Raw genomic sequence first — 26,577 nt, 5'->3', positions numbered from 1 at the left:
GTGGTCAGCGCGGGTTGCAGCGGTGGGTTCGGGCGGCGAGTTCTGCGGCGGCGCGGGTGAGGTAGTCGGCGGAGAAGTCGCAGCCGGGGGCGGTGCACACGGCGGTGTGGCGGGTACGGCCCCGGCCGTCGTTGTGGGTGCCGACCTGCACCGGGCCGATGCGGATGACGTTGTGGAAGCGGTTCGGGCGCACGGATATGTCTCCTTCCTGTCAGGCGAGTTGGAGTGCGATCGCGTCGGCGAGCGCGGGCGGTACGCCGAGGCGGCTCCGCAGGGTCGCGGTGTCGATCGGGGTGCCGGTCTGGGCTTGGTGGGCGTTCGCGATCTTCTGGGCGTGGTCCAGCAGCGCGGGCGGTACCGAGACGGCGGGGGTGGTCGGGGCTGCCTGCGGCGGTTCGTACTCCGCAGCGGGGTCCGCCGGCGGCAGTTCGGGAGCCGGTTCGGGTGCCCGCTCCACGGTGACGTCCGGGGCGGGCTCGACCTGGTGCTGTTCCGTGCGCTCGGGTTCTGCCGCGGGGGCGGGAGCGTGGGCCAGGAGGGTGCCTCCGAGGAAGGCGAGCGCTGGCCAGCCGGCGACGAGGATGCGCAGCCAGGGCGGGACGTTGTGCAGGTCGAGCAGCCCGGCGGTGGCGACGTTGGCGCCGAGCGACGCGACGAGGGCGATGGTGAACCACAGCCAGGCGTCGCGGTTCTCCGTGTCCGCACGCATCCGGCGCCATGCGGCGACCAGCAGCAGATCGACACTGACGGGATAGGCCCAGGCCTTCCAGCCGTGCTGTCCGGCTGCCGCAGCCAGGTCGTGAAGGTGGGCGAAGGACAGGGCGCCCGCGATGACGGCCTGGATGAGCACGGGGTCGAGGCGGAGAGTGCGGGACACGGGTCACCTCCTTTCGGGGAGACCGGTGCCGGTCCAGTTCTCCGGCACCGGCGGGTTCGGGAACGGGTCACGCGGTGCCGGAGCCGAGGCAGTCCAGACACAGCCCGGTCTGCGTGGCGCCGATCTCCCGGCGCTTCCGTCCGACCCGGACCGTCGTCGTGGTCTCGCCCGATCCGGCGCAGGTGGCGCACTTCTCGGCTGCCGGGGCGGGCTTGCGCGGGCGGGGTTCTCGGGGTGACGGCGTCTTGGCGGTGGTCATGTCGGTTCCTTTCGGTTCCAGGCATGGGCCGGGTAGGGACCTGGCGCGAGAAGGTCGCGCCGACCAAGGGGAAGGGACTACTGGTCCATGGCCGGGATCGGCTTCACCAGCGGTACCGGTGCGGTGGCCGGGGGCACCGGCCGGTACGCCGCGAGGGCGGGAAGGCCCGGGGTCAGGTGCGCGAACTGGGCGCAGATCTCGGCAGCCCCTTCCGCGCTCAGTTCGGGGGTACGGATTCGGGTCCAGCCGCCGGACGAGTCGCCTGCCACCGCGACGCCGGGCTTGTCCGCCGGGATCGTCGTCACTGCCATGACGGCGTCCGGGGCGATGTCGCCCAAGCCCATGTCGGCGGTCTGCTTGTCGTTGACTCGATGGACCACGCGGCCGGTGAGCTGAGCGCGGAGCGTGGTGGCGCCCTTGCCGAGTTCGGAGCCGAAGCGCTGGCCGCAGATCTCCAGGTAGATGCCGGCGGCGCGGGCCATCTGCCCGAGGCGGATCAACTGCGTGACCATCTGGTCCCGGCGTTCCTCGTCCTTCTTGGTGGCTACGAGGAACAGTTCCGCGACCTCGTCCACGAGCAGTACGACCGGCACCGGCCGGACCTCGTCTGGCAGGGCCCAGAGGTCGGTAGCTCCGTACTGGTTCAGCAGGTCGAAGCGGTCCTCCATCTCGCCGACGAGGGCATTGAGAAGGCCGGATGCCTCATCCGGCGTGACGGCGAGAGCAGAGAGCCGAGCAGCGTACCGACGCTGTTCGACTCCTCGCTTGCAGTCGATGCCGACGAGCGCGACTCGAAGGCCCGCGAGCCCCCTGATCAAGTTCCGCTGGTACATCGACTTGCCGGACTGGTTGGCGCCGAGCGTCAGCGCGTGCGGAACCTTCTCGTAGTCCCGGACGAACGCCGTTCCGTCCTCCCGGAGCGCGACCGGCGCCACCAGCCGACCGGACGGCAGCCGGCGCGGCATCTTCACCCGGCGCAGGACGTCGTAGCCGGTCATCCGCAGTTCCACGAACCCGGGTTTGGTCTCCACGACGTTGACGGAGTGGACACCCCAGGCGTGGCGGAGCCGCTCCGAGGCTGCGACCACGTCAGCGGGCTCCAGCCCGGCCGGCAGACGCAGGGAGACCCACATGCCGGTCGTGGAGCCCCGCAGCCGGCGGACCTTCGGCGGGACGGGCTGTACGTCGCTGCGGCGGGCGACGTTGCGGACGAGGAAGGCCCGGAAGCGGGACGGCTGGACCGTCAGCCCGCACACGTCCATCGTCGAGCGGTACGTCATCGTGAACCGTGCACTCGCCATCGGCAGCCCGACGAGGGACCAGTACACGCGGGGTGCGCGAGCCCTGGCGTAGCCGAGGGCACCTCCCGCACCGGCCAGGGGCAGACCGATCTCCCATAAGGGCGTCAGGTCGGCCATGGTCAGGCCCCGACTGTGAGGGCGACGGCGCGGAACGAGATGCCGTGCCGGGTCTGGCCGTTGAACGTGTTCTCCCAGTCACGGGCCTTGAGGCCGATCACCGAAACCGGCATGCCCGGCACCAGGCCCTCGGGGAGACCGGTCTCCGGGACGGTCACCTGGTAGAGGTTGCCCTCCCCTTCGTCCGAGATCAGCAGGCCCACGGTCGACAGACCGGCGCCCGTCTCCCGGTCCATGGCCCGCTCACCGGTCTGCTTGCTCACGAGCTTCGGGGTCGGGGCCGTGGCCACGAACACCACGGCGGTCGACGTGTCCACCTTGAACGACGGCATCAATGCCTCCAGCGTTGTCGGGGGCAGCCCGAAGAGGACTACCGACGCCCGCTGTCCTAGGACTGCGAGCGCTTGAGTAGATAGTGCAGCGCAGTCCTAGGACTGCCAACAGTCCTAGGACTGTGTTTGACTTGATGCCGACGAAAGGGATACGCGATGGCCCCGAAGTGGAGAGAGCTAGCTGACAAGCTGGCTGAGCGGATCAGAGGAGGCGACTACGCCCCCGGCCAGCAATTGCCACACATCAGGGACCTGGTGGACGCCGGCGAGGGCTCCAAGGCAACCGTCCATGCGGCCTACAAGGCGCTGGAAGCGGAAGGCTTGGTCACCTCATCTCGCGGCCACGGAACTGTCGTGCGACAGCAGGTGCCGCTGAAGCGACTCGGCATCGCCCGGTACGACAAGGCCAAATGGCGCGACGGCGACGAGGTGGCGTTCATCGCGGACCGTGTGGCCTCAGGACGTGCGTACCGCCGCAACGAGCAGACGCAATCGGTCAGCCTCATCGAGGCGCCACCCGAGGCCGCTGCCGCGCACGGGCTGCCGGCGGGCGCGCAGGTCTACGCACGCGCACGACTGGTGAAGGAAGGCGACCAGCCGACCCACACGCTCACCAGCTACTACCGGCCCGAGCACGTCGAGGGAACCCGGCTGGTGGATCCGACCCCCGGTCCGGCCGGTCGTGGCGGCGGCTTTCGCGTCCTGTACGACGCCGGCTACGAGATCGACCACATGAAGGAGCGAATCTTCGCCCGCACCCCCACAGCTGACGAAGTCAGGCTCTTGCAGCTTCCGCAGGGCGAACCAGTAGTCGAGCTGCACCGGACGACGTACACGGCCGACGGCACCGTGGTCGAATTCGCCCTCGGGGTGCACGCTGCTTCGCGCTTCGCCTGGGAATACGACTTCCAGGTACCGGACTCGGCAAAGGACAGGGACGGCCAGGAGTGATCTCGACGCGAGACTGGGCAGACACCCGACTCCTGTGGGACTACCACCAGATGGGTCACGCTCCGCAGCCGTGCTCGGTGGCGATCGGGCTCGGTAGCCACGACCTGGGCGTGGCCGAGACGGCAGTCGAGCTCTACGAGCGCGGCATGGCCCCCCTGCTCGTGTTCACCGGAGCCACCAGCCCGACGACGCGCGAGCGGATGCCCCGCGGTGAGGCCGTCCACTACCGCGAGCGGGCGTTGGAACTCGGCGTCCCCAGTTCTGCCGTGCTTGTCGAACCGCGCGCCCGGAACACGGGAGAGAACATCACCTTCTCTCGCACGCTGTTGCAAGAGGCCGGCGTCGACGTGTCCTCCATCCTGCTGATCAGCAAGCCGTACGAGGAACGCCGGGCGTACGCCACGGCACGAAAGCTCTGGCCCGGAGTGGAGGTCATCAGCGCTTCCAGCCCGATGACGCTGGAGGAGTACGTCGACTCGATCGGCGACGCCCGACTGGTCATCGACATGCTGGTCGGAGCGTTGCAGAGGCTTATGGTCTATCCCGAGCAGGGATTCATAATCAGCCAGCACGTCCCGGACGACGTGACAGAGGCGTACGAACGACTCTGCCGGCAGGGCTTCACGAGTCGCCTCCTGCGAGATGCTGCCGGTCAGGCGCGGAGCCAGATGCGTCGGTGACGAGCGACGCCGTGAACGTGCTCCACCTGCTTAGGCGTGAGCGCACCGGCGAGCGGTCCCAGAGCGGCCACCTCCCGCTCCTGGTAGACGCGGACGGCGTACTGCGTTACTGCCCGATCCAGGGACGCGATGCCGACGAAGACCAGGACCGGTTCGACAGGAACCTCGAAGGCGCAGTACCGCCCCAGGACCTTCCGCACGAAGTCAACCTCTGACTGGCTTGCCGCAGCGTACGGGCGGGGCGGTCCGCCGTTGATCTTCGCCATGGAGTCGCCCACCCAGACCGAGGCACCCCGGTGGTGCTTGGTATTGACGGTGAACACCCCGCCGGGGCCGATCATCAGGTGGTCGATGTCGCCGCCGTTGCCCTTCTCGATCCCGTGGAGCACCCGCCAGCCCAGTGGGACGAGGCGTTCCAGCTCACGACCTACCCGGCGCTCACCTTCCAGGCCGGCGTACCAGCTGTCCCACTCGGAGGGTTGCCGCAGTAACTTCGCCTTCAGCCGCTGCACCGTTGACGGTCCTCGTTCGGCGATCGTCCCGACGAGTCGGGAGCCGGGCCGATTTCTGGCCAGGTCCTCACTCGGGCTGAGGGGTGGGACCGACGCCAGCCGCTCGGATCGGCGTGGCGGGGGTGTGGAGGCGGGTTGCCCTGACTGCCTGGGAGGCGCCGCGGGGCGGGGCTCACGGGTAGGCGCCGGAGTGGGGCCGACCACGAGCCCGTCGCCAAGGTGAAGCCGCAGAAGTGCCAGAGCTTCGTCCTGGTACTTCGCAATCTTGATCGTCACAACCTTGGTCGCTCGATCCGCCCAAGCCACAGCCACACCGTCCGGCAGATTCACGTAGAGCCGGTCTCTGCCATGCCTCTTCCACGGATGGACCGTCAGCTCGCTCATCAGCCGCCCCCCTGCGTGCCGTCCCCACGTATATGCGAACAGGCGGTGGGCAGATCGGCAAGACCGCCGGAGCAGCACGAGCTGTTACAGGTTTCTCTACCTCATCAAGCACCCGGCTGCGCTCCGCTCCGCCGGGCGGGCTTCCCGGCTCCGCTCGGGGCGACGCTCCTGCCTTCGGCCCGCTCCGCCCCCGCTGCGCCGACGCCCGCCCCTACAAGTGGGATAGGCCCAAGGGCATGAGTCCGAGCCCCCGACGCCCGCGGTCGTCTCACCGTTACCGACATGCCTCCGGCGGGGGCGCTCCGGCTCCGGGATGGCGGGGGCTCCGTGAGCGGGTGCCGGCCGGTGGGTTGTGGCGGTGGGGGCTCCCATCCCGTCTGCCGTCGACCCAGGCAGAGCCGAGCAGACACGGCACCGGGCGTCCAGGTCGTTCGTACAGTGGCGCGCTCCACCTGGACGCCCGGCACCGCGCCTGCTCCACAGTGTGTGGGTCGACGGCAGACGGGATGGGAGTTGGGGAGGGGCTGTTGTCTCAGTCCGGCTTCCGCTCTGATCCTTCACGGGGCCGGTGGACTTCTCAGCTCAAAGTTCTGTTTAGCGCGGCGTTGGGATGGAAATAACAGCGCAAACGGGTGATCTTGGGCCTAGTCAGCCTCTCACCCTACGAGTGAGTGAACCGCAGGGGGGGAAGTGCGCGTAACAGATCACTACAACCTTAACGATTCGGTTGAGTTCGTCGATGTGCACGTGGATCGGGACAACAGGCTGTACGTAGACCCATCCTCTATCCGATTCTGGGCCAAGAGCGGAGACAAGTGGGCGCTAGAAGCCTACGGATCTATCGACGCCTTCTTTAGCGAGTTCCTTCGTCGCCTGTGGTCGACATCCAGCTCCGAGAACCAGAGCGCCCGGGAAATGCTCTGGCAATTCCACGAGCCGCGAGAAACCCGGCTGGGAATGTCTGCGGTCGGCTTCGACGGGTCTGGCGCCAGCAAAGAGATCGGCGACGCTATCTGGCACTCTCTGAGTGAGAACCCGCTCTGCACTCTCAGCGTTCCGATCCTGAAGCGACTGGAAGACATACCGCTCTTTGTCCCAGACATTGCGGATGATCGGGTTTCCGATCTCACGACCCGACTGATCTTCGGCGACCTTGCCAGATTCACTGCACGGCAGATGGAAAAGCACCCCGAACTCCAGCGGGGCGCACGCGAGGGCGATTACCAGGTGTGGGATCGCGACTCTAAGGCATGGGGGAAGGCGCCCATGCCCCTCCCACACGTAGAGCAGGCGGGAGGCGGTAAGGCTAAGCCGCTTCTGCTAGTCCCCAAGACTGCCACCCACCGGAACCTCCGCATGAGTCACGGCAAATACTGGCAGGGTGAAATCTTGGGATCCATCCAAGACGATCTGACTACTTTCATCAACGGAAAACCGGTCGCCCCTCGAAAAGAGGACCTCAAGAAGCGTGACGAGTATCAAGCTCGCCGCCTTCTTAACACGAAGAGGACCGAGGAGATCTGGAATCGCGACAATGTAAATCTCCTCGAAGCCTATCGAGAAAGGGTAGATGAGGCCTATCAACCCCTTTCCGATGAGGAGATCAATCGAAGGCTCGGTTAAGTTCAAATGAGGACCCACCAGGAGTCGGCTCCGCACTTGGGATCAAAAGCTAGGGTCGCTCAACGGCCCGACTTGCGAGCTTCGGTTGAGTGTCTATCTGCGTGACAATGCCGACGAACAGCGGCGGACGAGTGCGAACGTCTGCGGACCATCAGCGCAGGTGAGAGACGCAGCAGCCCCAGGAAGCAGCACCACCCGAGTTCCTTCGGGACGAAGAGGGCGCACGGCATGAACCTCAGCTCAGGTACGAGACCTGAGCTGAGGCTCATGACCGCGCTAGCCTTCGTAGAGAGCGACTAACTCCATGTAAGCCGCTTCCAGCTCTTGCTCAGTGTCAAGCACCAGACAGCACATCGGGCAGACGTAAGCCTGCGCGTGTGCCGTCGTGGGAGGTCCCTCGTCGTGCTGCCCGCAGTAGGACCCACCCGCGTTGCACTCGAAATCGCTGCACGCACCAGGCTCTAGGTAGCCGTAAAGGTCTCCCCAAGCCGGGCACGCGGGGCACGCCTCCCAACGGGAGAGATTCATGCCGTATCCCGACGACTCGTGCGGGCGAGGACGCCAGACCACGTCGCTGGAGGGAGCTGTGAGGACGTACTGCAGCTCCGTCGGAAGCCCGGCCGCGAAGGCTCCCTGGACTTCCCGCGCCACGAGGGTCTTCACGGCCACTGCATCACGCGCTGACACGGACGCAGTCGGCTCCCTGCGCGATAGATACCCGTACGACCTCAGGAGCGCCGATGTTTCGCGTTGAGCCCGCATACTAGCCGCGTACAACGCAGCCGAAACGATGGATCGGCGGGTGACATCCAGTGCACTCTTGGCAGCCTCGCTGCTGCCCAGCGGATCCCCCCAGAGCGGGATCTGGGTGATCGCCTCACGTGCCGTACTGATCACGGCTCGAACGGCTTCCCGCGCCGCGCACTCAGCCTCGGCCGCCTCCGCCTGAGCAAGGCCCTCCGCGGCCCGCTGAAGGTCGATCTCCGGCGGTTCGGACATAGCCGAGACCTGCGCAAGGTCGCCGAAGGTGTGAACGTACTCGCCCCAGAAGTCACTTGCTGGCGCTTTCAGTCCCTCGCGTACAGCCTCCGCCACCTTGAGGGCTGTGGACACCACATGCTCCGCGGTGGTCGGGTCATGGTGGGCAAGGTGAGCGATTCCGTTCCGGGCGTCCATCACGGGCGCGAAGGCTTCGAGCGTCACTGGCATCTGGCCCCGCATGACAACCTCTGCGTCCTTGAAGGCCTCCGCCATGCCGATCGTGCGGGCCTGTTCCAGAGGCTTGACACCCTTCTCGCCACTGAACCCGAGAGCGTGGAACCTCAACGCACGGTCGCCGTGGGCGGAGATGAGCAGCGGATCATGGTGACAGAGGATCGCCTTGAGGGAGTGCTCAGCCCCCATGCCCGCATGCAGAGCCGCAAACAAGCGGTTCCCGCCCCGCCACGACTTCAGAGCCGAACGCATCATTTCGCCGGCCATCTCCATGAAACGCTGGGTGTGCAACCTGCCCCCATCTCCTCGTCGCGGTCGCTTCCCTTCCGCGATGATGCCGAAAGCTCGGGCAACTGAGGCAGGCCTTGGAGAAACTGGGGAGACAATCTTCTCCCGACACCTCCCCCGCCTCTCGTTCGCCGACGCCTTCCCCACACCTCGGCCCGTACGGCTGGCAGGATGGACCTGCCTGTGCGGCCCATTCGTGGACGGGTTGGGTAACAAGTACTCTCTCTGGGCGCCTGACCTCGCGAAACGTATGAGACGCACGGGGCCTCCGGAGCCGTGTGCGCAGGTTCGAATCCTGCCGGGGGCACTTCGCAGGAAGTGCCCAAAGACCCCGCCATCAGCGAGAACGCTGAGGACGGGGTCTTCGCGTATGCGCAGCCAACTGCCGCCCTGCGTTGGATGAGACAGCGGCCCCGGGGCGTCCACCTCCCCCGCACTTCCCAACCCCTCACTCCGGCCTGTGAGTGCGGGTTCCTCGGTGGCCGGGCCGACGCCTCTGCGTTCCGTGTCCGCGGTCGGGGCAGTGGGGCGTGAAGACGGCCGTCTCTCGACGATCCGCCGAGCGGGCAGGGGAACTTGGGGACTGCCGGGCGAGCGCTCGAGCTCACGGCGCCCCGGCCTCTTCTTCGGCCTCCTCGACAAGTTCCGGGCCTGGACCGGGTGGTGAGGCCTTCCCGACTTCCGCAAGGTGCCCGCCACGCGCAGCGCGGGCCGTCGCCCCGGCCCTGGCCTCCTGTTTCCGCACCGCCCGAAGGCCGGCCATCGCGCCTGCGGCTTGGGTTCGGGCTGCGGGATCGGTTGAGGTCCCGGTGGTCTGTACGAGGGGGGTGGGGGTGGGTCTGTGGGTTTGGGGGGTGGGTGGGGGTGGGGAGCGTGCGTAGGGTGGGGTGTGAGGCCGCATTGTGCCGTTGACCTGGTGCTTTGCGGGAAGTGGCGCATACAGGAATGGGGCGGCACCGATGCGTGAGTTGGTGGAGACGGCGCGGCAGTGGGTGGCCGAGGGGCGGGACGGGTTTCTGGCGCGGCCCGTCACCGAGCAGGGGTTCGGGCCCCGGGATCCGGCCGGGGCCGTGCTCGTCGATGCGTCGCGGGGGGAGTGTGTCGGGGCGCTGTACCGGGGGGTCTTTGATGCCGAGCTCGTCGCCGAGGCCGGGGCCATGGGGGCCCGGGACACCGCGCGGGTGTGCGAGGTGTCCGTGCGCGGGGCCGAGGCCGTGGAGGCGAAGCTGACCTGTGGCGGGCAGGCCGAGGTGCTGCTCCAGCCGCTGGCGGCGATCCCGGCCGAGTGGTGGGAGCTGCTCGGCGACGGGGTCGGGGTGGCGTTGGTGACCCGCCTGAACGAGGGTGCCGACCGGGCCGTCAGTGAGGTCGTACGGGCCACCGATGCCGCCTTCGACGATGCCGGGCGGCGGGCCGGGGAACTGCTCGCGACGCGGCGGGCCGGGCGGGACGCGCTGTACGGGGAGACCGGGCTGGTGCTGGTCGAGGCGTACCCGTCGGCTCCGTACCTGGTGATCGGCGGGGGCGGGGAGCTGGCCGGGATCATCGAGCGGCAGGCGCTGCTGCTGGGCTGGGAGGCCGTACTGGTCGACGGTGCGGAGGAGGCCGCCAAGGTGGTCGAGGCGCGGCGGGACGCCGCGTGCCTGGTCATGCTGAGCCACGACGAGGAGTTCGACGTGCCGACGCTGCGCCTGGCGCTGGCCCTGGGAGTCCCGTACGTCGGGGCGCTCGGCTCGCGCCGGACGACCGCGCGGCGGCGGGAGGGGCTGGTCGCCGCCGGGGTGGGCGAGGCCCAACTGGCCCGGGTGCACGGGCCGATCGGGCTGGACCTCGGTGCGCGAACGCCGGCGGAGACCGCGCTGGCGATCTGCGCCGAGATCCTGGGGGTGCTGGGCGGGCGCGAGCTCGACACCCTGCGGGACACGGACGGTCCCATCAATTCTTGAGGGGATCAGCGTCTTAGCCGCATGGCCTTCGCCGGTGGGAAGGCCATGCGGTGTGCTGTGCGGCTGTGAGCGCCCCGGAGTGCACCGGAGTGCCGGCGTACGGGCTGAGTATCCGGCCGTGCGCCGAGCCGGTGCGGGGGTCTCTCGGGTGCTCGGGCGGCTCCGCCGCGGGAGCGGCTCGGCGCGGCCGCGGTTTCGGCTGCGGCTGCGCCGGGCCGGTTCGGTCGGCGGCTGGTTCAGGTTTCGCCCAGGGCGCGCTTGAGCTGGGCCTTGTTCATGTCCGAGCGGCCGTGGACGTTGCGGCGCCGGGCCTCCGCGTAGAGCTGGTCGTACGTGGGGCCCTGCGGGCCGGAGTGGGAGTGCAGGCCGCCGCGGCGGGACGAGGACATGTCCTGCAGGGACTCCTTGCTGGCGGTCTTGGACTCGCCGGCCCGGGCGCGCTCCTTGTTGACCGTCCGGGCGGCGATCTCCTTGGCCTTCTCCTCCGGCTCGCCGCGCTCCTCCAGGCCCTCCTTGATGTGCTCGTACTGACGTTCGCGCTTGGGGGAAGATCCGCGGGGCATGACCGGCCTCCTCATCGGGTCGGGATCGCTTTCGGCTGCGTACGGCTTCGTTCCGCTGCCCTTGGCGCGTACCCCGGGTGGCGCAAGGTATCCAGCCCAGAACAGCGCATATCGCTCCGAAGTGCGGGAAACTGGCTCCATGGACACGATCCTCAGCGTGGACTCGACCCTGACCGACATCGCCTGGTTCCTGGTCATCGGGATCATCGTCGCGGGTTTCCTGCTCGCCGGCTTCAGGCTGGGTCAGCGGGTCCGGGCGAAGGAGCCACCGCCCCCCGCGCCCGAGAGCCAGCCCCACCTGCCGAACGGCGGAGCCGTCTACGAGGTCCGCGAGGAACGCGAGCACGTGGAGATCCCCGAGGGCGGTCTGAGGCCGCACGAGATGCAGGGCTACGGGAACTTCGGCTCCACCACCTCCAGCCACCCGGACGAGGTCCGCAAGGCGCGCGAATCCGCCCACAAGCACTCGGAGGGGCCGGGTCCGCATCCACAGCCCGGCGCTCCCCCGGACTCGGGACGCGGCGCACACAGCTGACACCGGCCCCGGTCCCCGCACTCCCTCTGGCCCGCGCCTCCCGCGCGGGTCAGAGGTCTGTGCGCAGCCGCAGGACCTCGGGCGGCGGGTGCCGGGCCGAGGTGTGGCGGACCTCCGCGGTCAGGGGCGGGTCGAGCGGCCGGTAAGCCACCTCGCCGAGGCCGATCGCGGTGACCGTCGGCCCGGGGGGAGCCCCGGCCCCGACCGTTGTTCCCGCCGTTTCGGTCCCGCCCGTCGATCCGGTCCCGCCCGTCGATCCGGTCCCGCCCGTCGATCCGGCCCCGCCCGTCGTTCCCGCCGCAGTTCCCGTCGCGCCCGTCGGAGCTCCCGCCGGAGTTTCCGTCTCAGCCGTCGCGGCCGCCGTCCGCGCCGCCACCGCCCGTGCCACTTCCGCGCGCAGGGCCGCCGTCAGCGGGCTCGACACCAGCGGGGTCTCGTCCCCGACCGGCAGGACGAGCACCAGGGCCAGCGGGCGGCGCGGGGTCCCCGTGTAGCCGACCACCGCCGCGTCGCGCACGTCCGTGTGCCGCAGCTTCTGCCAGCCGCGCCGCCCGGCCGGGTAGGTCTGGTCCAGCCGTTTGACGACCAGGCCCTCGATGCCGCTGGCGGGGAGGGTCTCGTACCAGGTGGCCGCGAGTTCCGGATCGGTGGTCATCGGGACCGGCTGCAGCGGCGGGCCGAGCGGCAGCAGGAGGTCCACCAACAGGGCCCGGCGGCGCTCGTACGCCCGCCCGCGCAGGTCCAGCCCGGCCAGCTCGAGCACGTCGAAGGCGGCGTACGAGGCCGGCAGAGTCTGGGCGAGTACGGCGGCCCGCGCGGCCGTGGCGGCCGCCCGGCGCTGCACGAGCGCGAAGTCGGTCCGGCCCGCGTGCCAGACCACCACCTCGCCGTCGAGGACGGTACCGGCGGGCAACTGCCGCGCGGCCACCTCCAGATCGGGGAAGGCGCTGGTCACGATCCGGCCGGAGCGCGCCTGGAGCAGGACATCGGTCTCCGTGCGCACGATGACCAGGCGGTGGCCGTCGAACTTCGGCTCGTACGCCAGGCCCGCCCCGCGCGGGAGGGTCCGTACGGCCGTGGCCAGCGCGACGCGGATCACGGCCGGGCTCCTCGCGTTCCGGGCAGCCGGCCCGCCCGGTCGGGGTCGGCCAGCGGGCCGAAGAGGTCCCCGTCGCGCTCCAGCCTCGGCGGGACGTCGTCGGCGAGGAAGACCAGGTCGGAGGGGCGACGGCAGGCCTCGACCTCCTCCCAGGACACCGGTGCGGAGACGGTCGGCCGGGCCCTTGCGCGCAGGGTGTAGGGGGCGGCGGTGGTCTTGGCGGCGGCGTTCTGGCTGTGGTCGACGAAGACCTTGCCGGGGCGCAGCGCCTTGGCCATGCGGTGCACGACCAGGTCGGGGAGCTCGCGCTCGGCCTCCTGGGCGAGCAGTTTCGCGTACGCCGACACCTGCTCGGAGGGGGTCGGCCGCAGGGGCACGGCCAGGTGCATGCCCTTGGAGCCGGAGGTCTTGGCGTACGCGTGCAGGCCGTCGGCGGCGAGCCGGTCGCGCAGCCACAGCGCGGCGGCGCAGCACTCGACGACGGAGGCGGGCGCGCCGGGGTCCAGGTCGAGGACCATGCGGTCGGCGATGGCGGGGCTGCCGGCGGTCCACTGGGGGGTGTGGAACTCGACGACGAGGTTGGCTGACCACATGAGGGTGGCCAGGTCGGCGACGACCACCTGTTCGGCGGAGAGGTCCTCGGAGCGGGGCACGGGGGTGGTCTTCACCCAGTCGGGCGTGCCGGGCGGCGGGTTCTTGGTGAAGAAGAGCTGGCCGTCCGGGCCGTCGGGATAGCGCAGGAAGGACACCGGCCGGTCGTGGATGTGGGGCAGCAGGAAGCCCGCGACGGTGGCGTAGTAGTGCAGGACCTCGCCCTTGGTGAAGCCGGTCTCGGGGTAGAGCACCTTGTCGAGATTGCTCAGCGCGATGCGACGGCCCTCCACCAGTGTGATCGGCGTCATACGATGAGATTGCCACGAATCAGGAGGAACCGTGCGATCCATTTGGAACGGGGCGATCTCCTTCGGCTTGGTCAGCATTCCGATCAAGCTCGTGAACGCCACCGAGAGCCACTCGATCTCCTTCCGCCAGATCCACCTGGGCGACGGCGGGCGGATCCGCTACCGCAAGGTGTGCGAGCTGGACGGCGAGGAGGTGCCGAGCGCCGAGATCGGGAAGGGCTACGAGGAGGCGGACGGGTCGATCATCCCCATCACGGACGAGGACCTCGCGCAGCTGCCGATCGCGACGGCCAGGACGATCGAGATCATGTCGTTCGTACCGGCGGACGAGATCGATCCGCTGCAGATGGACGCGGCGTACTACCTCGCGGCGAACGGGGCCACGGCGGCGAAGCCCTACACCCTGCTGCGGGAGGCGCTGAAGCGGAGCCGGAAGGTCGCGATCGCCAAGTACGCGCTGCGGGGGCGGGAGCGGCTGGGGATGCTGCGGGTCGTGGACGACGTGATCGCGATGCACGGGCTGCTGTGGCCGGATGAGATCCGGGTGCCGGAGGGGGTGGCGCCGGATGCGGACGTGAGCGTACGGGACGCCGAACTCGACCTGGCGGACGCGCTGATGGCGACGTTGGGCGAGGTGGAGCTGTCCTCGCTGCACGATGACTACCGCGAGGCCGTCGAGGCGATGATCGCGGCGAAGGCGGGTGGCGCGTTCGAGCCGACGGAGGCCGTCGTGGAGCCGGCCGGGGGGCAGGTGATCGACCTGATGGCGGCGCTGGAGAAGAGCGTGAAGGCGGCGAAGGCTTCGCGGGGGGAGGCGGAGGCGGGTGCCGGGGGTTCTGCGGAGGGTGGGGCGGGGGCGGGTGCCGGGGGCGGGGCCGGGGGCGGGGCCGGGGGCGGGGCCGGGGGCGGGGCCGGGGCCGAGGTGACGCCGATTCGGGGGCGGCGGAAGGCGGGTGGGGGTGGGGCTCGGGCCAAGGCGGCGTCTGCGTCTGCGTCTGCGTCTGCGCCGAAGGCTGTGGGTGGGAAGAAGTCGACGGCGGCTTCGGCCGCGGCGAAGAAGACGGCGGGTGCCGGGAAGAAGGCGGCGGGGGCGGCCAAGTCGACGGCGAAGACGGCCAAGTCGACGGCTTCGGGCGGGAAGTCGGCGGGTGCGTCGGCGTCGGCGTCGGCCAAGTCGACTTCGGCGGCGGCGAAGAAGGCGGCGGGTGCCGCGAAGAAGGCTGCGCCGGCGCGGAAGCGGAGCTCCGCCTGAGGGGTGGGCGGGGCCTGCGGCGCTTTCCCCCCTCCCCGCCCCTTCCCGAACTGGGGCTCCGCCCCAGACCCCGCGCCTCAAACGCCGGCGGGGCTGGGAGGGGGCTGCGCAGGCCGTTGGGTGCGGGTCGCCGTGCGGCGGGCTGGACTTGGCCCGCGCCGACCATCGGGCTCCGGTACCCCCTACGGCGCTCCGCGCCCGCGCCTCAAACGCCGGCGGGGCTGGGAGGGGGCTCCGCGCGCCCCCGTCTCAGGCGTCGGCCGGGCTGGGGGCGGGCCGTGCCTCAGGTGGCCGTGGGGGTGAGAGGGGGCCGTGCCTCAGGTGGCCGTGGGGCTGGGAGGCGGGCCGTGCCTCAGGTGGCCGTGGGGGTGAGAGGCGGCCGTGCCTCAGGTGGCCGTGGGGGTGAGAGGCGGCCGTGCCTCAGGTGGCCGTGGGGCTGGGAGGAGGGCCGTGCCTCAGGTGGCCGTGGGGCTGGGAGGAGGGCCGTGCCTCAGGTGGCCGTGGGGCTGGGAGGAGGGCCGTGCCGCAGGCGTCCGTGGGGCTGGGAGGGGGGCCGTGTCTCAGGTGGTCGTGGGGGTGGGAGGAGGGCCGTGCGGCAGGCGTCCGTGGGGCTGGGAGGCGGGCCGTGTCTCAGGTGGTCGTGGGGGTGGGGGTAGTGCCTAGCCAGGTTCTGGTGTCTCGGGCCAGGGTGAACAGGGCTTCGATGTCCGGGGGTTTGAGGGCGGGCGGGGAGGAGGTGAGGGCTGCCGGGGCCGTGGGGGGCTGGAGGATGCGGATGTCGCGGAGGGTCGGGGCCACCTCCACGCGGGAGGCGTCGACCACGGCCAGGGCCGGGGTGACCTGGGCGTGCAGGGCGCGGGTGGCGCGGGCTGCCGCGCGGCGGGTCCAGCGGGGGTCGGGGCGGGGTTCCGTGCGGCCGACCGTGAGCAGGAGGTCGCCGGCCACCGCGCGCTGGCGGCGGCCCGGGACCGTGCGGACGCAGTAGATCCCGGCGGGGCCGATGAGCAGGTGGTCGATGCGGCCGAGACCGGGGACCGGGACGCAGTGCAGGGTCCGCCAGCCCTCCGTCTCCAGGGCGTCGAAGGTGTCCCCCATCCGCTGCTGGGCCGACAGGTCCTGGCGCAGGCGCTGGCGGGCCCTGGTCCCCGCCGGGCCGTGTTCCAGTTCGCCCAGCAGGGTCTCGCCGGGGCGGTTCGGGGCCAGGTCCGCGTCCGGCGGCAGGGTGAGGCCGGCCAGGGTGGCGGCCGTGGGGACGGGAGGCGGGCCGATCGAGACCGTTCCGGTCAGGTAGGGCCGCAACGCGGCGAGGATCGCGTCGCGCTGGTCGTCCGCGAGGACGCTGATCCGGTTGGCCTGCCGGTCGTACCAGGCCACGGCCCGCCCGTCGGGCAGATTGACATACAACCGGCCCCGGGCGGCCCGGCCGCCCGGCATCACCCTGAGTCCCTTCATGGGCCCTCACCCCCGTCGTCCATGGGAGCAGCCGGGGCGCCGCACGGCAATCCCCCCGCCGTGTAACGACTCCGACGTGACCCTGCGACATCGCTGTTACAAGACCGGGGCTCGGCCGCAACGGCCGGCGCCTAGGTTTGTCCCACCAGGACCGACCAACGCCGACCAGTGACCAGCACCGAAGGGCTTTCCGTGAGCACCGTCAGCCGCCGCACTCTCGTTCGCGCCGCCGCCGTGACCGCATGCGCCGGAAGCCTGCTGGCGCTGCCCGCTGCCGCCGCGCTCGCCGAAGGGGTGCCCGCGGCCTCGTCCGCGCACTCCGCGGCACCGCAGGCCACGCTGGTCAAGAGCCTCACGCTCGCGGACGGCACCTCCACCGCCAAGGTCTACCGCACCGCCGAAGGCGCTTACCGGGCCGACATCCTGACCGCCGGGGGCCACAAGGCCACCACGCTGACGAGCCGTGACGGCATCACCGGCTTCGGCGGGGCCGGGGACCTGCACGCCGCGCTGGAGTCCGACGGGCGGCTGACGTCCTGGGTGGGCGCCGACACGGGCCCCGACACGGGCCCCGACACCGGCGCCGACGCCGGTGACGGGGCCGGCGCTTCCGCCGGGGGCCGGGCCCACGCCGTCGCGCGCGACGGTCACAAGACCGGCACCCGCACCGGCCAGGTCGTGCCCGCGTCGGCGCCGAAGGCGGCGGGCGGCGAGAGCCGGTCCGCGGCCACCGGCCCGGCCGAGTCGCTGCGCCTGGACACGCTGGCCGACGGACCGGGCGAGGGCGTGTTCCTGCTCGCCGCGGGCGGCGGCATCGCGGCCGTCGGCGCCGCCGGGCTCGGCTTCGCGATGCTGCGGCGCGGGCGGACCGAGAGCTGACACCGGCGGCACGGCACCAGGGCCCCGCGAAAAAGCCTTGAGTGAATTGGGCAAACCTCCGCATAAGGTTGGCGGGACCCGAAGGTCGTACCGCTGCGGACATGGAGGACGCTGGGCTCTGTGAAAACGTTTCCCTTCCGCCCGGCCGCCGCCCGCGTTCCGCAGGCGCTCGTACTGGCCGGCCTGCTCGCGGCGCTGCCCCTGCTGACGGGCTGCGGCGATGCCGGCGGGCTGGTGGGCGCGGGCTCGACGCCGACCGCGAGCGGGCCCGTGCACCTGTGGCCCGACCGCCAGGGCGCCGTCGTACCGCCGGCCGATCCGGGCGGCGCCCCGCCCGAGTACGTCAAGGGAATCGCCCCCGTCCAGGGCCAGGACGTGCACGCCGTGGACCCGGTGGGGCTGGTGCAGGCGGAGCTGCGGGCCCATCCGAAGACCGATGTCGGCCCGGACGGGATGCCGGCCGAGACCGCCGCCGCGATCAGGCAGTGCGGCAAGGAGGGCGCGGAGCCCGGGGAGTGCCCGGTGCTGACGCCGTATTACCGGGACCTGACGGGCAACGGCAAGGACGAGCTGATCGTCGGCATCGAGTACCCGGACAAGATGATGTCGGTACGGGTGTACACGGCGGACGCCGACGGACGCCTCAACCGCATCATGGCGACGACGCAGACCGTCATCAACGTGGACCTGGCCGGGCGGGACGTGATCCTGCGGGTGCCGAGCGGAAACAACGGGTACGAGCTGATCACCGCCTGGTCCTGGGACGAGAAGCAGCTGACCATGCTGCCGACGCGCGAGCAGATCGTACGGGTGCCGGGCAATCCGCAGGGTCCGGCGAGCCCCGGCCACGGCGCGGCCCCCGGCAAGGGGCCAGGCAAGGGTCCGGGCAAGGGTTCCGGCACGGGCAGCGGGGACGGCCCCGGCGCGGGTACCGGCACCGGGCCCGGCACCGGCCCCCGGTCGAAGCCGTCGGGCGCGGGCGCGCCCGAGGGCCCAGGCACGCCGTGAGACCCCGGCTGCCCGCCTGGACCGCCACGCTGACCTGGAAGTCCGCGTGCTTCATCGTGGTGATGTGCTGTGCGCTGGCGGCGGCGCTGGGCGTGCTGGTGCATGTGGAGGTGACCCGGCAGACCGTGGCGACGGCGCGCGAGAAGGCGCTCGGCAAGCTGCACGACGCCTCCCGCGCGTACGAGGCCGGTGAGGCCCTGCCGCCCGATTCGGCCCTGGATCCCGCGGGGCTGCCGCCCCGGCTGCGGGCGCTGGCCCTCAGCGGGCAGCGCGGGACGGTCGTGGGCGACTACCGGGGCCGCCCGACGATGTGGGCGGCGGCTCCGGCGGACGGGCGGGCGCTGGCCACGGCCATCGACTACGAGCAGAGCGCGCGCACGATCAGCGGGCTGGACAACGCGATCATCGGGTCCTCGGTCCTGGCGATCGGCGGGACGCTGCTGGTCGGCGCCTTCGCGGTGACCCGCGTGACCCGCCGGCTGCACCAGACGGCGACGGTGGCGCGCCGGATCACGCAGGGCGACCTCGACGCGCGGGTGGGCGACCCGCGCACGAAGGACCCCTCGCGGCACCAGGACGAGGTGGCGACGGTGGCCGGGGCGCTGGACACGATGGCGGGGAGCCTGCAGGCGAAGCTGGAGAGCGAGCGGCGGTTCACGGCGGACGTGGCGCACGAGCTGCGCACGCCGCTGACCGGCTTGCAGGCGGCGTCGGAGCTGCTGCCGGAGGGGCGGCCGACGGAGCTGGTGCGCGAGCGGGTGCGGACGATGCGGCAGCTGACGGAGGACCTGCTGGAGATCTCGCGGCTGGACTCGGGCAGCGAGGTGGTGGAGACGGATCTGCACCAGCTGGGGCGGCTGGCGGGGCGGGTGGTCCGGGCGTCCGGGACGGACACGGAGGTCGTCGTGGTCCGGGACGCGCACGTGGAGACGGACCGGCGGCGGCTGGAGCGGGTGCTGGGCAATCTGGTGGCCAACGCGCACAAGCACGGGCGGGCGCCGGTGGTACTGACGGTGGACGGGCCGGTGGTGACGGTACGGGACCACGGCGACGGGTTCCCCGACTACCTGCTGGCGCACGGCCCCCAGCGGTTCCGCAGCGGGGGCAAGGGCCACGGGTTGGGGCTGACGATCGCGGCGGGGCAGGCGGAGGCGATCGGGGCGCGGCTGGAGTTCCGGACGGCGTCGGGCGGCGGGGCGGAGGCGGTCCTCTCCCTGCCGGGCTGACCGCCGTCGCCTCGGCAGGGGCCGGGACCTGCCCCCGCCCGGGTCAGGGGCGTGGCGGCTTGGTCCAGGGCCAGCGGGGGCGGGGCTTCGTGCCCGTCGGGACGTGGCGGTACTTCCAGCCCTTCTGGAGGCCCAGGCGCTTGGAGTAGCCCGCCGGGACGCGTTCGTAGAGGAGCACCGTCGGCGCGCCGCCGTCCGGCGCCGGGACCGGGATCTCGTACCACTTCGGCGGGTGGCCGGTCGGGCCGAGGAGGATCGGGAGGACCCGGCCGTCCATCGGGCCGCCCTCGAACGGGGTCGGTTCGCTTCTCACCCCACCAGTGTCACAGGAGGTGGGCGGCCTCGGACACCACCGGGATCACGCGCCGGGCCAGCACCCCGACCGGGCCGTCCGCCGATTCCAGGGCGAGGGCGGCGCGGGCGGCGGCGGCGGTTTCCGGGTCCGTGGCGGCGGTGGCGGTGAGCAGGGCGATGAACTGGTCCACCAGCCAGTCGCGCAGCGAGCCGACCTCCGGCTGCTTGCCCTCGTCGATCCAGATGAGGGAGGCCGCCTCGACCGCCGTGATCCACGTGCGGACCATCATGCGCAGGCGGGGGCCTGGGGCGGGGACGCCCAGGTGGAAGAGGATCTGTTCGGCGGCGGCCCGGCGGATGCCGTCGACCGTCGCCGTCGTGCGGGAGGTCTCCACGACGCTGCCGCCCTGGAGGAGGGCCGCGAAGCCCGTGTCGTGTTCGTCGACGAAGGCCAGGTAGCGGTCGAGGGCCCGGCCGAGGCGCCGGGTCAGCGGGCCCTGCTGCGGTTCGGCGAAGCACAGTTCGAGCAGGTCGGCCGCCGAGCGCAGGGCGGCCTCGTAGAGCTGCTGCTTGCCGCCGGGGAAGTAGCGGTAGACGAGCGGGCGCGAGACCCCGGCGGCTTCGGCCACGTCGTCGAGCGAGACCTCCTCCGGCGCCCGGTGCGCGAACAGCGACAGGGCGGCGTCGAGGAGTTGGGCCCGCCGCTCCTCGACGCTCAGCCTGCGGTACGCGCGTACGGTCATGCCCGCAGACTAGACGACGTCCCTCGGGCTGTGACCGGAACGCTTCACGGGGTCACGGCATCAGGCGAGGAGGCCCGAGCTCTTCCACAGCCTGCGGCCGACCCCGCGCAGCACGCCGATGTCGTCGAGGAAGTCGGTGAGCCGCTTGGCGCCGCTCTGCATGACCTCGCGGCGGTGGCCGCTCGCCTTGACCTGGGCGACGGCTTCGCGGCGGTCGAGGCCGACGTTCTCGTAGACGGCCGGGTTCACGAAGGCGAGGGAGAAGACGCGGGCGGCCTCGCCGCAGCTGATGCGGGTGAGCTCCTGCTCCCAGCGCGGGGCCGTCAGCATCTGGCGGCGCAGCTCCTCGCGGGCGTACCGGACGTGCCGGGCCTCCTCGATGACGTGGATCCGGGTGACGCCGCGGACCAGCGGCTGGATGCGCTCGTCCGGGAAGGTCAGGCGCTGCATCCAGTCGAGGATCTCCTCGCCCAGGAGGGTGCAGGCGAAGGAGCCGGGGGTGGTGGAGACGGTCTTGAGGACGCGGGCGAGGTTGTGGTTGACGCGGGAGACCGGGTAGGCGGGGGCGCCGCCCTTCTGGATCATGCGGGCGAACATCATCGAGTGCCGGCACTCGTCGGCGATCTCGGTGAGCGCGTAGCGCACGTGGTTGCTGGTCAGGGACTTGTCGTAGATGTGCCGGACCAGGAGCTGCATGAGGATGATCTCGAACCAGATGCCGAGCGAGCCGAGCGCCGCCGCCTCGTGGCGGGAGAGGTCGATGCGCTGCTCCTCCCCCATCTTCTTCCAGAGGGGGGTGTCGTAGAGGGAGAGCAGCTCCGGGGGCCAGTAGTACTTGCCCTCGATCACCGGGGCGTCCCAGTCGAGTTCCTTGTCGGGATCGAAGGAGTGCTTGGCGGAGGATTCGAGCAGCCGCTCGGCGATCTGCTCGCGGTCCTTGAGCAGGCCGAGGGCGTCCCTCAGCACGGCTCGATCGGTCACGGTCGTCATGGCTTCGGACACCTCGTCGTCGAGTTACCGGCGGTCACTGGTTATGAGACTGCTTGTCAGCAAGGTCGTCAATCCCCCGCGCACGACTTGTTGACCGCGCGTCTACCAACGTGTGACGCTGCCAACTGACCGGTCCTGTACGGCAGTAGGTGACAAAGGGGGCGTCAGTGTCGACGCACGAGCTCTACACCACGGACCCGGGCGAGGGCGTCTGGCAGATCCCCTCCTCCGGCTCGGCCCGCTTCAGCTGGGAGTACGACGAAGGCCGCGAACGCCTCCTCGCGCTCTACCAGAAGGGCAAGGACAAGCAGTGGGACGGCGCCAAGCGCGTCGACTGGGACACCGAGGTGGACCCGTACGACCCGCTGGGCACCCCCGACGAGGTGCTGACCCTGTACGGGACGCGGCACTGGGCCAAGCTCACCGAGCGGGACAAGGGCGAACTGCGCCGGCACTACGCCTCCTGGCAGTTCAGCCAGTTCCTCCACGGCGAGCAGGGCGCGATGGTGTGCGCCGCGCGGATCGTGGAGTCCGTGCCGGACCTCGACGCGAAGTTCTACTCCGCCACCCAGACCATGGACGAGGCCCGGCACGCCGAGATCTTCGGGCGCTTCCTGCACGAGAAGGTCGGGATGCTGTACCCGATCAACGACAGCCTCCAGGGACTGCTGGGCGACACCCTGCGCGACTCCCGCTGGGACATGCCGTACCTGGGCATGCAGGTGCTGATCGAGGGACTGGCGCTGGCCGCCTTCGGGATGATCCGCGACACGACCGACAAGCCGCTGCCGAAGCAGATCCTGGCGTACGTGATGCAGGACGAGGCCCGGCACGTGGCCTTCGGCCGGATGGCGCTGCGCGACTACTACAAACAGCTGACGGACGCCGAGCTGCGCGAGCGCGAGGAGTTCGTGATCGAGGGCTGCTACCTGATGCGGGACCGGCTGCGCGGGGTGGAGGTGCTGGAGAACTTCGGCATCCCGAAGAAGGAGGCCGAGCGGTTCAGCGAGCAGTCGGAGTTCCTGGCCCTGTTCCGCAGGCTGCTGTTCAGCCGGATCGTGCCGTGCGTGAAGGACATCGGGCTGTGGGGCGAGCGGCTGCAGAAGGCGTATCTGGAGATGGGCGTCTTCGAGATGGGCGACTCCAACCTGGACCTGCTGATGCGGCAGGACGAGGAGATCGCCGAGGCCCTCGACCGCGAGCGGTTCGCGGCCGAGGAGTCACAGCGGGTGGCGGAGGTCCGCGCCGCCATCTCCGACGGGGCGGACGCCTGAGGCCCGGCGCCGCGGCCGGGGCGGGTGCTACGGCGCGATCGGGAGCTGCCGCTTGTGCTCGGTGAGCCGGTAGCGGCGGGCGATGACCTCGAAGGCGCGCCCGTCCACCGGCTTGCCCTCCAGGAAGTCGTCGATGTCGTCGTACGTGACGCCCAGCGCGTCCTCGTCGGCCTTGCCCGGGTCGAGGGTCTCCAGGTCGGCCGTCGGGACCTTCCAGACGAGCTCGGCGGGCGCGCCGAGGGCGTCCGCGACGGCGCGCACCCGGCGCTTGGTCAGGCCGGTCAGCGGGACGAGGTCGGCGGCGCCGTCGCCGAACTTGGTGAAGAAGCCGGAGACCGCCTCGGCGGCGTGGTCGGTGCCGACCACCAGGCCGTCGTGCGCGCCGGCGACCGCGTACTGCGCGATCATGCGCTGGCGGGCCTTGATGTTGCCCTGGACGAAGTCCTGGTGGTGCGCGTCGCGGAAGGCCACCCCGCCGGCGATCGAGGCCTCGAGGGCGGCGTCGCTCGCGGGCTTCACGTCGACGGTCAGGACGTGGTCCGCGCGGATGAAGGAGAGCGCGAGCTGCGCGTCCTTCTCGTCGGCCTGGACCCCGTAGGGCAGCCGCATCGCGTAGAAGGCGGCCTCGTGCCCGGCCGCGCGGGCCCGCTCCACGGCGAGCTGGCACAGCCGGCCGGCGGTGGTGGAGTCCACGCCGCCGCTGATGCCGAGGACCAGGGAGCGCAGGCCGGTCGAGGTGAGGCGCTCGGTGAGGAAGGCCACCCGGCGCTCGATCTCGCGCTCCGCGTCGAAGGTCTCGCTCACCAGGAGTTCCCGGGCGATCTGCTGCTGCAGTGCGGTGGACGCAGGCTCGCTCACGGCTGCTCCTCGGGGTCGTGCGTGGGTACGCGGTTCGCTGCTCCCCCGACCCTAATCGACGCCCGGCCCCACCCGTACGGCCCGCCCCCGTACGTCCCGCCCGTACGGCCCGCCCCCGCCGCTCGTCCCGCCGCCCGGGCCGGTCACCGTGCGGACAGCGCCGCCTCCATCACCGCCCGGGCGATCGGCGCCGCCGCCAGGTTGCCGCTGATGTCGCCCCGGTTCGCGGCCGCGTCCTCGACCACCACCGCGACGGCCACGGCCGGCAGCGGGGCGCCCTCGGCCCTGGCCCAGGAGATGAACCAGGCGTACGGGGTGCCCGCGTTGCCGACCCCGTGCTGGGCGGTGCCCGTCTTGCCGCCGACCACCGCGCCCGGGACGGCCGCGTTCTTCCCCGTCCCGTCCTCCACCACCTTCACCATCAGCTCCTGCATCCGCAGCGCGGTGGCCGGGTTCATGGCGCGGCCCAGGCTGCGCTGGTGGCCGCGCCGCACGGGGGATCCGTCGTCCTGTGTGGTGCGGTCCACCAGGTAGGGGGACTTGAGCTCCCCGCCGTTGGCGACCGCGGCCGCCACCATCGCCATCTGCAGCGGCGTGGCCCGGGTGTTGAACTGCCCGATCGCGGACAGGGCCAGCTGGTCCTGGCTCATGTCGGTGTCGAAGTTGGACCGCGACACCCACGAGGGCACGCGCAGCCCGTCCCGGTTGAACCCGAAGCGCTCCGCCGCCTCCACCATGCCGCGCAGCCCGACCCGCACCCCGATCTTCGCCATCACCGTGTTGCAGGACCACTGCACGGCCTCGGCCATCGAGGCGTCCTGGCAGCCCGTGCCCGCGTTCGGCAGCAGGGTGCGGGTACCGGGCAGCGGGTAGGGGTCGGGGGTCTCGGTGGGCGCGTCCACATCGGTGACCACCCCCGCGTCGAGGGCGGCCGCCGCCGTCACGATCTTGAAGGTGGAACCGGGCGGGTAGGTCTCGCGCAGCGCCCGGTTGAGCATCGGCCGGGCGGGGTCCGCGTTCAGCCGCGCCCACTCCGCCTTGACCCGGCTGCCCGTGCCGGAGAGCGCGGCGGGGTCGTACGAGGGACTGCTGACCAGCGCGAGGATCTTCCCGGTGGCCGGCTCGACGGCGGCCACCGCGCCGCGTTTGCCCGCGAGCCCGGCGTACGCGGCCCGCTGCACGCCGGCCCGGACGGTGGTGGCCGCGTTCCCGCCGGCCGGACGGCCGCGCGTCAGGTCGTACCAGAGCGGGAAGGCCGAGAGCCCCGGGTCCGCGCCCGCGAGGACCGGGTCCTCGGCGCGCTCGACGAAGCTGGTCCCGTACGTCTGGGAGGAGAAGCCGGTGACGGGCGCGTACAGCGGGCCGTCGGCGTAGGTCCGCTCGTAGCGCAGCAGCTGGCCGCTGTCGCGGGAGGCGGTGACGGGACGCCCGTCGACGAGGATGTCCCCGCGCGGCTGCGCGTAGCGCTCGATCGCGGGGCGCTTGTTGGCCGGGTTCGCGCCGTAGGCGGCGGACTCCCAGACCTGCACGCGGGCGATGTTGACCAGCAGGGCGACGAGCAGCAGGGCGCAGAAGTACGCGCACCAGCGGATGTAGCGGATCACTCGGGGGGCTCCTGCGGTGCGGGCCTGCGGGCGCTGTCGCTGAGCCGGACCAGCAGGGCGACGATGATCCAGTTGGTGACGACGGATGAGCCGCCCTGGGCGAGGAAGGGCATGGCCATGCCGGTCAGCGGGATCAGGCCGGTGACGCCGCCGGCGATGACGAACACCTGCAGGGCGATGATCGAGGCGAGGCCGGTGGCGAGCAGGCGGCCGAAGGGGTCGCGCAGGGCCAGCCCGGCGCGGAATCCGCGGGCGACGAGGAGGCCGTAGAGGAGCAGGATCGCGGCGAGGCCGACGAGGCCGAGCTCCTCGCCGGCGGTGGCGAGGATGAAGTCCGACTTGGCGGCGAAGCCGATCAGGAAGGACTGGCCGTGGCCGAGCCCGGCCCCGAGCAGCCCGCCGGCGCCGAACGCGAAGAGGGACTGGGCGAGCTGGCCGGGGCCTTCGCCGCGCTCGATGGAGGCGAAAGGATTCAGCCAGTCGTCGACGCGGCTGTGCACGTGCGGTTCGAAGGTCCCGACGGCGTAGGCGCCGAGCCCGGCCAGGGCGAGGCCGATGGCGATCCAGCCGATCCGTCCGGTGGCCGTGAACAGCATGATCACGAACAGTCCGAAGAACAGCAGCGAGGTGCCGAGGTCCCGCTCCAGGACCAGCACGCCGACGCTCAGCGCCCAGATCGCGAGGATCGGCCCGAGGACCCGGCCCGGCAGGAGGCGCAGCTTCCAGAAGAGCCGGCGGCCGGTGAGGGCGAGGGCGGTGCGGTTCGCGGCGAGGTAGGAGGCGAAGAAGACGGCGAGCAGGATCTTGGCGAACTCCCCGGGCTGGAAGGAGAGTCCGGCGAAGCGGATCCAGATGTGGGCGCCGTTGACCGCCGGGAAGAAGACGGGGACGAGCATCAGCACGAGGGCGACGGCGACGGACAGGTACGCGTACCGCTGGAGCACCCGGTGGTCGCGCAGGACCAGGACGACGAGGACGAAGAGCGCCACCCCGAGGGCGGACCAGCGCAGCTGGTCCCCGGCGGCGAGGTGGCCGGGGGTGGTCGCGTCGAGGCGCTGGATGAGGACGAGGCCGAGTCCGTTGAGCAGGACGGCGATCGGCAGCACGACGGGGTCGGCGTACGGGGCCCGCAGGCGGACGGCGAGGTGCGCGAGCAGGGCTGCGACGGCGAGGCCGGCCGCGTAGTGGGCGGCAGGGCGGGGGAAGTGGCCGGTGGTCGCGAGACCGACGTGGAGGTGGCCGAGTACGGAGATCAGGACGGCGCCGACGAGCAGCGTCAGCTCGACGCCCCGGCGCTTGGGGGCGCCGGCGTCGGGCGGTGGGGGCGGGGCGGGCTCCGCCACCTGTGCCGTCAGAGCGGTCATAGGCGAAACGTAGCAAGCGAACGGATGCTATGTCCGCTTATGTCATAGT

Annotated in this window: 27 protein-coding genes and 1 tRNA gene; 11 read left to right on the top strand and 17 right to left on the bottom strand. The window is 71.4% G+C overall.

Annotated elements, in window-relative coordinates; genetic code table 11:
- Nucleotides 1-4: 4 nt before the first annotated feature.
- The 5 genes from AB0D66_RS04105 to AB0D66_RS04085 form a co-directional block, all read right to left on the bottom strand.
- Nucleotides 5-193, bottom strand: coding sequence for a mobile element transfer protein (locus AB0D66_RS04105; protein WP_266786457.1), 189 nt, complete (start codon nucleotides 191-193; stop codon nucleotides 5-7).
- Between the two features lie 18 nt (nucleotides 194-211).
- Nucleotides 212-877 carry a DUF2637 domain-containing protein gene (locus AB0D66_RS04100; RefSeq protein WP_362296276.1) on the bottom strand — a complete coding sequence of 222 codons (666 nt, stop codon included), beginning with the start codon at nucleotides 875-877 and terminating at the stop codon, nucleotides 212-214.
- Between the two features lie 67 nt (nucleotides 878-944).
- Nucleotides 945-1,136 (bottom strand): hypothetical protein, encoded by a 192-nt coding sequence (locus AB0D66_RS04095; protein WP_362296273.1) that lies wholly within the window; start codon nucleotides 1,134-1,136, stop codon nucleotides 945-947.
- A 77-nt stretch (nucleotides 1,137-1,213) separates the two neighbouring features.
- The gene (locus AB0D66_RS04090) at nucleotides 1,214-2,554 is read right to left on the bottom strand and encodes an FtsK/SpoIIIE domain-containing protein (protein WP_362296271.1); all 1,341 of its coding nucleotides are present in this window, start codon (nucleotides 2,552-2,554) and stop codon (nucleotides 1,214-1,216) included.
- Nucleotides 2,555-2,556: 2 nt separating this feature from the next.
- Nucleotides 2,557-2,886 carry a hypothetical protein gene (locus AB0D66_RS04085; protein WP_362296268.1) on the bottom strand — a complete coding sequence of 110 codons (330 nt, stop codon included), beginning with the start codon at nucleotides 2,884-2,886 and terminating at the stop codon, nucleotides 2,557-2,559.
- A gap of 156 nt (nucleotides 2,887-3,042) precedes the next feature.
- On the opposite strand from AB0D66_RS04085, the gene AB0D66_RS04080 reads away from it, so the two are divergent.
- The gene (locus tag AB0D66_RS04080; RefSeq protein ID WP_362296266.1) at nucleotides 3,043-3,837 is read left to right on the top strand and encodes a GntR family transcriptional regulator; all 795 of its coding nucleotides are present in this window, start codon (nucleotides 3,043-3,045) and stop codon (nucleotides 3,835-3,837) included.
- Complete coding sequence (locus AB0D66_RS04075) at nucleotides 3,834-4,517, top strand: YdcF family protein (protein ID WP_362296263.1); 684 nt, start codon at nucleotides 3,834-3,836, stop codon at nucleotides 4,515-4,517. The genes AB0D66_RS04080 and AB0D66_RS04075 overlap by 4 nt, the downstream gene beginning before the upstream one ends.
- On the opposite strand, the gene AB0D66_RS04070 is transcribed toward AB0D66_RS04075, so the two are convergent.
- Entirely contained in the window at nucleotides 4,490-5,029 is a 540-nt protein-coding gene (locus AB0D66_RS04070) for a nuclease-related domain-containing protein (RefSeq protein WP_362296261.1), read from the bottom strand. The genes AB0D66_RS04075 and AB0D66_RS04070 overlap by 28 nt on opposite strands.
- A 1,074-nt stretch (nucleotides 5,030-6,103) precedes the next feature.
- Here AB0D66_RS04070 and AB0D66_RS04065 point away from each other — a divergent pair.
- On the top strand, nucleotides 6,104-7,036 hold the full coding sequence (locus AB0D66_RS04065) for a hypothetical protein (RefSeq protein ID WP_362296258.1): 933 nt from the start codon (nucleotides 6,104-6,106) through the stop codon (nucleotides 7,034-7,036).
- Between the two features lie 276 nt (nucleotides 7,037-7,312).
- On the opposite strand, the gene AB0D66_RS04060 is transcribed toward AB0D66_RS04065, so the two are convergent.
- On the bottom strand, nucleotides 7,313-8,524 hold the full coding sequence (locus tag AB0D66_RS04060) for a hypothetical protein (protein ID WP_362296254.1): 1,212 nt from the start codon (nucleotides 8,522-8,524) through the stop codon (nucleotides 7,313-7,315).
- A gap of 244 nt (nucleotides 8,525-8,768) precedes the next feature.
- Here AB0D66_RS04060 and AB0D66_RS04055 point away from each other — a divergent pair.
- Both AB0D66_RS04055 and AB0D66_RS04050 read left to right on the top strand, forming a co-directional pair.
- Nucleotides 8,769-8,846: transfer RNA gene (locus AB0D66_RS04055), tRNA-Arg, on the top strand.
- Nucleotides 8,847-9,498: 652 nt separating this feature from the next.
- Nucleotides 9,499-10,485, top strand: a complete 987-nt coding sequence (locus tag AB0D66_RS04050) for an XdhC family protein (RefSeq protein ID WP_362296251.1) — start codon at nucleotides 9,499-9,501, stop codon at nucleotides 10,483-10,485.
- Between the two features lie 236 nt (nucleotides 10,486-10,721).
- Here AB0D66_RS04050 and AB0D66_RS04045 read toward each other — a convergent pair whose 3' ends face one another.
- Nucleotides 10,722-11,048, bottom strand: a complete 327-nt coding sequence (locus AB0D66_RS04045; protein WP_362296248.1) for a plasmid stabilization protein — start codon at nucleotides 11,046-11,048, stop codon at nucleotides 10,722-10,724.
- A gap of 139 nt (nucleotides 11,049-11,187) precedes the next feature.
- Between AB0D66_RS04045 and AB0D66_RS04040 the strand changes: the two genes are divergently transcribed.
- The gene (locus AB0D66_RS04040) at nucleotides 11,188-11,583 is read left to right on the top strand and encodes a DUF6479 family protein (protein WP_362296246.1); all 396 of its coding nucleotides are present in this window, start codon (nucleotides 11,188-11,190) and stop codon (nucleotides 11,581-11,583) included.
- Between the two features lie 49 nt (nucleotides 11,584-11,632).
- On the opposite strand, the gene AB0D66_RS04035 is transcribed toward AB0D66_RS04040, so the two are convergent.
- Nucleotides 11,633-12,679 (bottom strand): ATP-dependent DNA ligase, encoded by a 1,047-nt coding sequence (locus tag AB0D66_RS04035; RefSeq protein ID WP_362296730.1) that lies wholly within the window; start codon nucleotides 12,677-12,679, stop codon nucleotides 11,633-11,635.
- Nucleotides 12,679-13,584, bottom strand: coding sequence for a non-homologous end-joining DNA ligase (gene ligD, locus AB0D66_RS04030; RefSeq protein WP_362296243.1), 906 nt, complete (start codon nucleotides 13,582-13,584; stop codon nucleotides 12,679-12,681). Before ligD ends, AB0D66_RS04035 begins: the two co-directional genes overlap by 1 nt.
- Nucleotides 13,585-13,615: 31 nt before the next feature.
- Between ligD and AB0D66_RS04025 the strand changes: the two genes are divergently transcribed.
- Nucleotides 13,616-14,836: a Ku protein gene (locus tag AB0D66_RS04025; RefSeq protein WP_362296240.1), complete on the top strand. Its 1,221-nt coding sequence runs from the start codon at nucleotides 13,616-13,618 to the stop codon at nucleotides 14,834-14,836.
- A gap of 630 nt (nucleotides 14,837-15,466) precedes the next feature.
- On the opposite strand, the gene AB0D66_RS04020 is transcribed toward AB0D66_RS04025, so the two are convergent.
- Complete coding sequence (locus tag AB0D66_RS04020; protein ID WP_362296237.1) at nucleotides 15,467-16,288, bottom strand: nuclease-related domain-containing protein; 822 nt, start codon at nucleotides 16,286-16,288, stop codon at nucleotides 15,467-15,469.
- 192 nt (nucleotides 16,289-16,480) lie between these two features.
- Here AB0D66_RS04020 and AB0D66_RS04015 point away from each other — a divergent pair, with 192 nt between their 5' ends.
- The 3 genes from AB0D66_RS04015 to AB0D66_RS04005 all read left to right on the top strand — a co-directional run bounded on the left by AB0D66_RS04015 (nucleotide 16,481) and on the right by AB0D66_RS04005 (nucleotide 19,401).
- Complete coding sequence (locus tag AB0D66_RS04015) at nucleotides 16,481-17,167, top strand: hypothetical protein (protein ID WP_362296234.1); 687 nt, start codon at nucleotides 16,481-16,483, stop codon at nucleotides 17,165-17,167.
- Nucleotides 17,168-17,287: 120 nt separating this feature from the next.
- Complete coding sequence (locus AB0D66_RS04010; RefSeq protein ID WP_362296231.1) at nucleotides 17,288-18,175, top strand: hypothetical protein; 888 nt, start codon at nucleotides 17,288-17,290, stop codon at nucleotides 18,173-18,175.
- Complete coding sequence (locus AB0D66_RS04005; RefSeq protein WP_362296228.1) at nucleotides 18,172-19,401, top strand: HAMP domain-containing sensor histidine kinase; 1,230 nt, start codon at nucleotides 18,172-18,174, stop codon at nucleotides 19,399-19,401. Before AB0D66_RS04010 ends, AB0D66_RS04005 begins: the two co-directional genes overlap by 4 nt.
- A 43-nt stretch (nucleotides 19,402-19,444) precedes the next feature.
- Here the strand turns inward: AB0D66_RS04005 and AB0D66_RS04000 are convergent, their stop codons facing one another.
- The 3 genes from AB0D66_RS04000 to AB0D66_RS03990 are packed head-to-tail and all read right to left on the bottom strand — an operon-like array spanning nucleotide 19,445 to nucleotide 21,428.
- A complete protein-coding gene (locus tag AB0D66_RS04000) occupies nucleotides 19,445-19,714 on the bottom strand; it encodes a hypothetical protein (RefSeq protein ID WP_362296225.1) in 270 nt (89 codons plus the stop codon).
- Nucleotides 19,715-19,724: 10 nt separating this feature from the next.
- Nucleotides 19,725-20,438, bottom strand: a complete 714-nt coding sequence (locus AB0D66_RS03995; protein WP_362296222.1) for a helix-turn-helix domain-containing protein — start codon at nucleotides 20,436-20,438, stop codon at nucleotides 19,725-19,727.
- A 60-nt stretch (nucleotides 20,439-20,498) separates the two neighbouring features.
- Nucleotides 20,499-21,428: a diiron oxygenase gene (locus AB0D66_RS03990; protein ID WP_362296220.1), complete on the bottom strand. Its 930-nt coding sequence runs from the start codon at nucleotides 21,426-21,428 to the stop codon at nucleotides 20,499-20,501.
- Between the two features lie 167 nt (nucleotides 21,429-21,595).
- Between AB0D66_RS03990 and AB0D66_RS03985 the strand changes: the two genes are divergently transcribed.
- Nucleotides 21,596-22,702: a ferritin-like domain-containing protein gene (locus tag AB0D66_RS03985; protein ID WP_362296218.1), complete on the top strand. Its 1,107-nt coding sequence runs from the start codon at nucleotides 21,596-21,598 to the stop codon at nucleotides 22,700-22,702.
- Nucleotides 22,703-22,729: 27 nt separating this feature from the next.
- On the opposite strand, the gene nadE is transcribed toward AB0D66_RS03985, so the two are convergent.
- The 3 genes from nadE to AB0D66_RS03970 form a co-directional block, all read right to left on the bottom strand.
- Complete coding sequence (gene nadE, locus AB0D66_RS03980) at nucleotides 22,730-23,560, bottom strand: ammonia-dependent NAD(+) synthetase (RefSeq protein ID WP_362296215.1); 831 nt, start codon at nucleotides 23,558-23,560, stop codon at nucleotides 22,730-22,732.
- A gap of 143 nt (nucleotides 23,561-23,703) precedes the next feature.
- Nucleotides 23,704-25,164 carry a penicillin-binding transpeptidase domain-containing protein gene (locus tag AB0D66_RS03975; RefSeq protein ID WP_362296212.1) on the bottom strand — a complete coding sequence of 487 codons (1,461 nt, stop codon included), beginning with the start codon at nucleotides 25,162-25,164 and terminating at the stop codon, nucleotides 23,704-23,706.
- Nucleotides 25,161-26,528: an FtsW/RodA/SpoVE family cell cycle protein gene (locus tag AB0D66_RS03970; protein ID WP_362296210.1), complete on the bottom strand. Its 1,368-nt coding sequence runs from the start codon at nucleotides 26,526-26,528 to the stop codon at nucleotides 25,161-25,163. The genes AB0D66_RS03975 and AB0D66_RS03970 overlap by 4 nt, the downstream gene beginning before the upstream one ends.
- Nucleotides 26,529-26,577 lie beyond the last annotated feature (49 nt).

It is taken from the genome of Streptomyces sp. NPDC048270 (genome assembly GCF_040652335.1).
GTDB lineage: Bacteria > Actinomycetota > Actinomycetes > Streptomycetales > Streptomycetaceae > Streptomyces.
The sequence above is the reverse complement of the archived record's forward strand: the minus strand, read 5'-3'. Positions and strand labels throughout refer to the sequence as shown.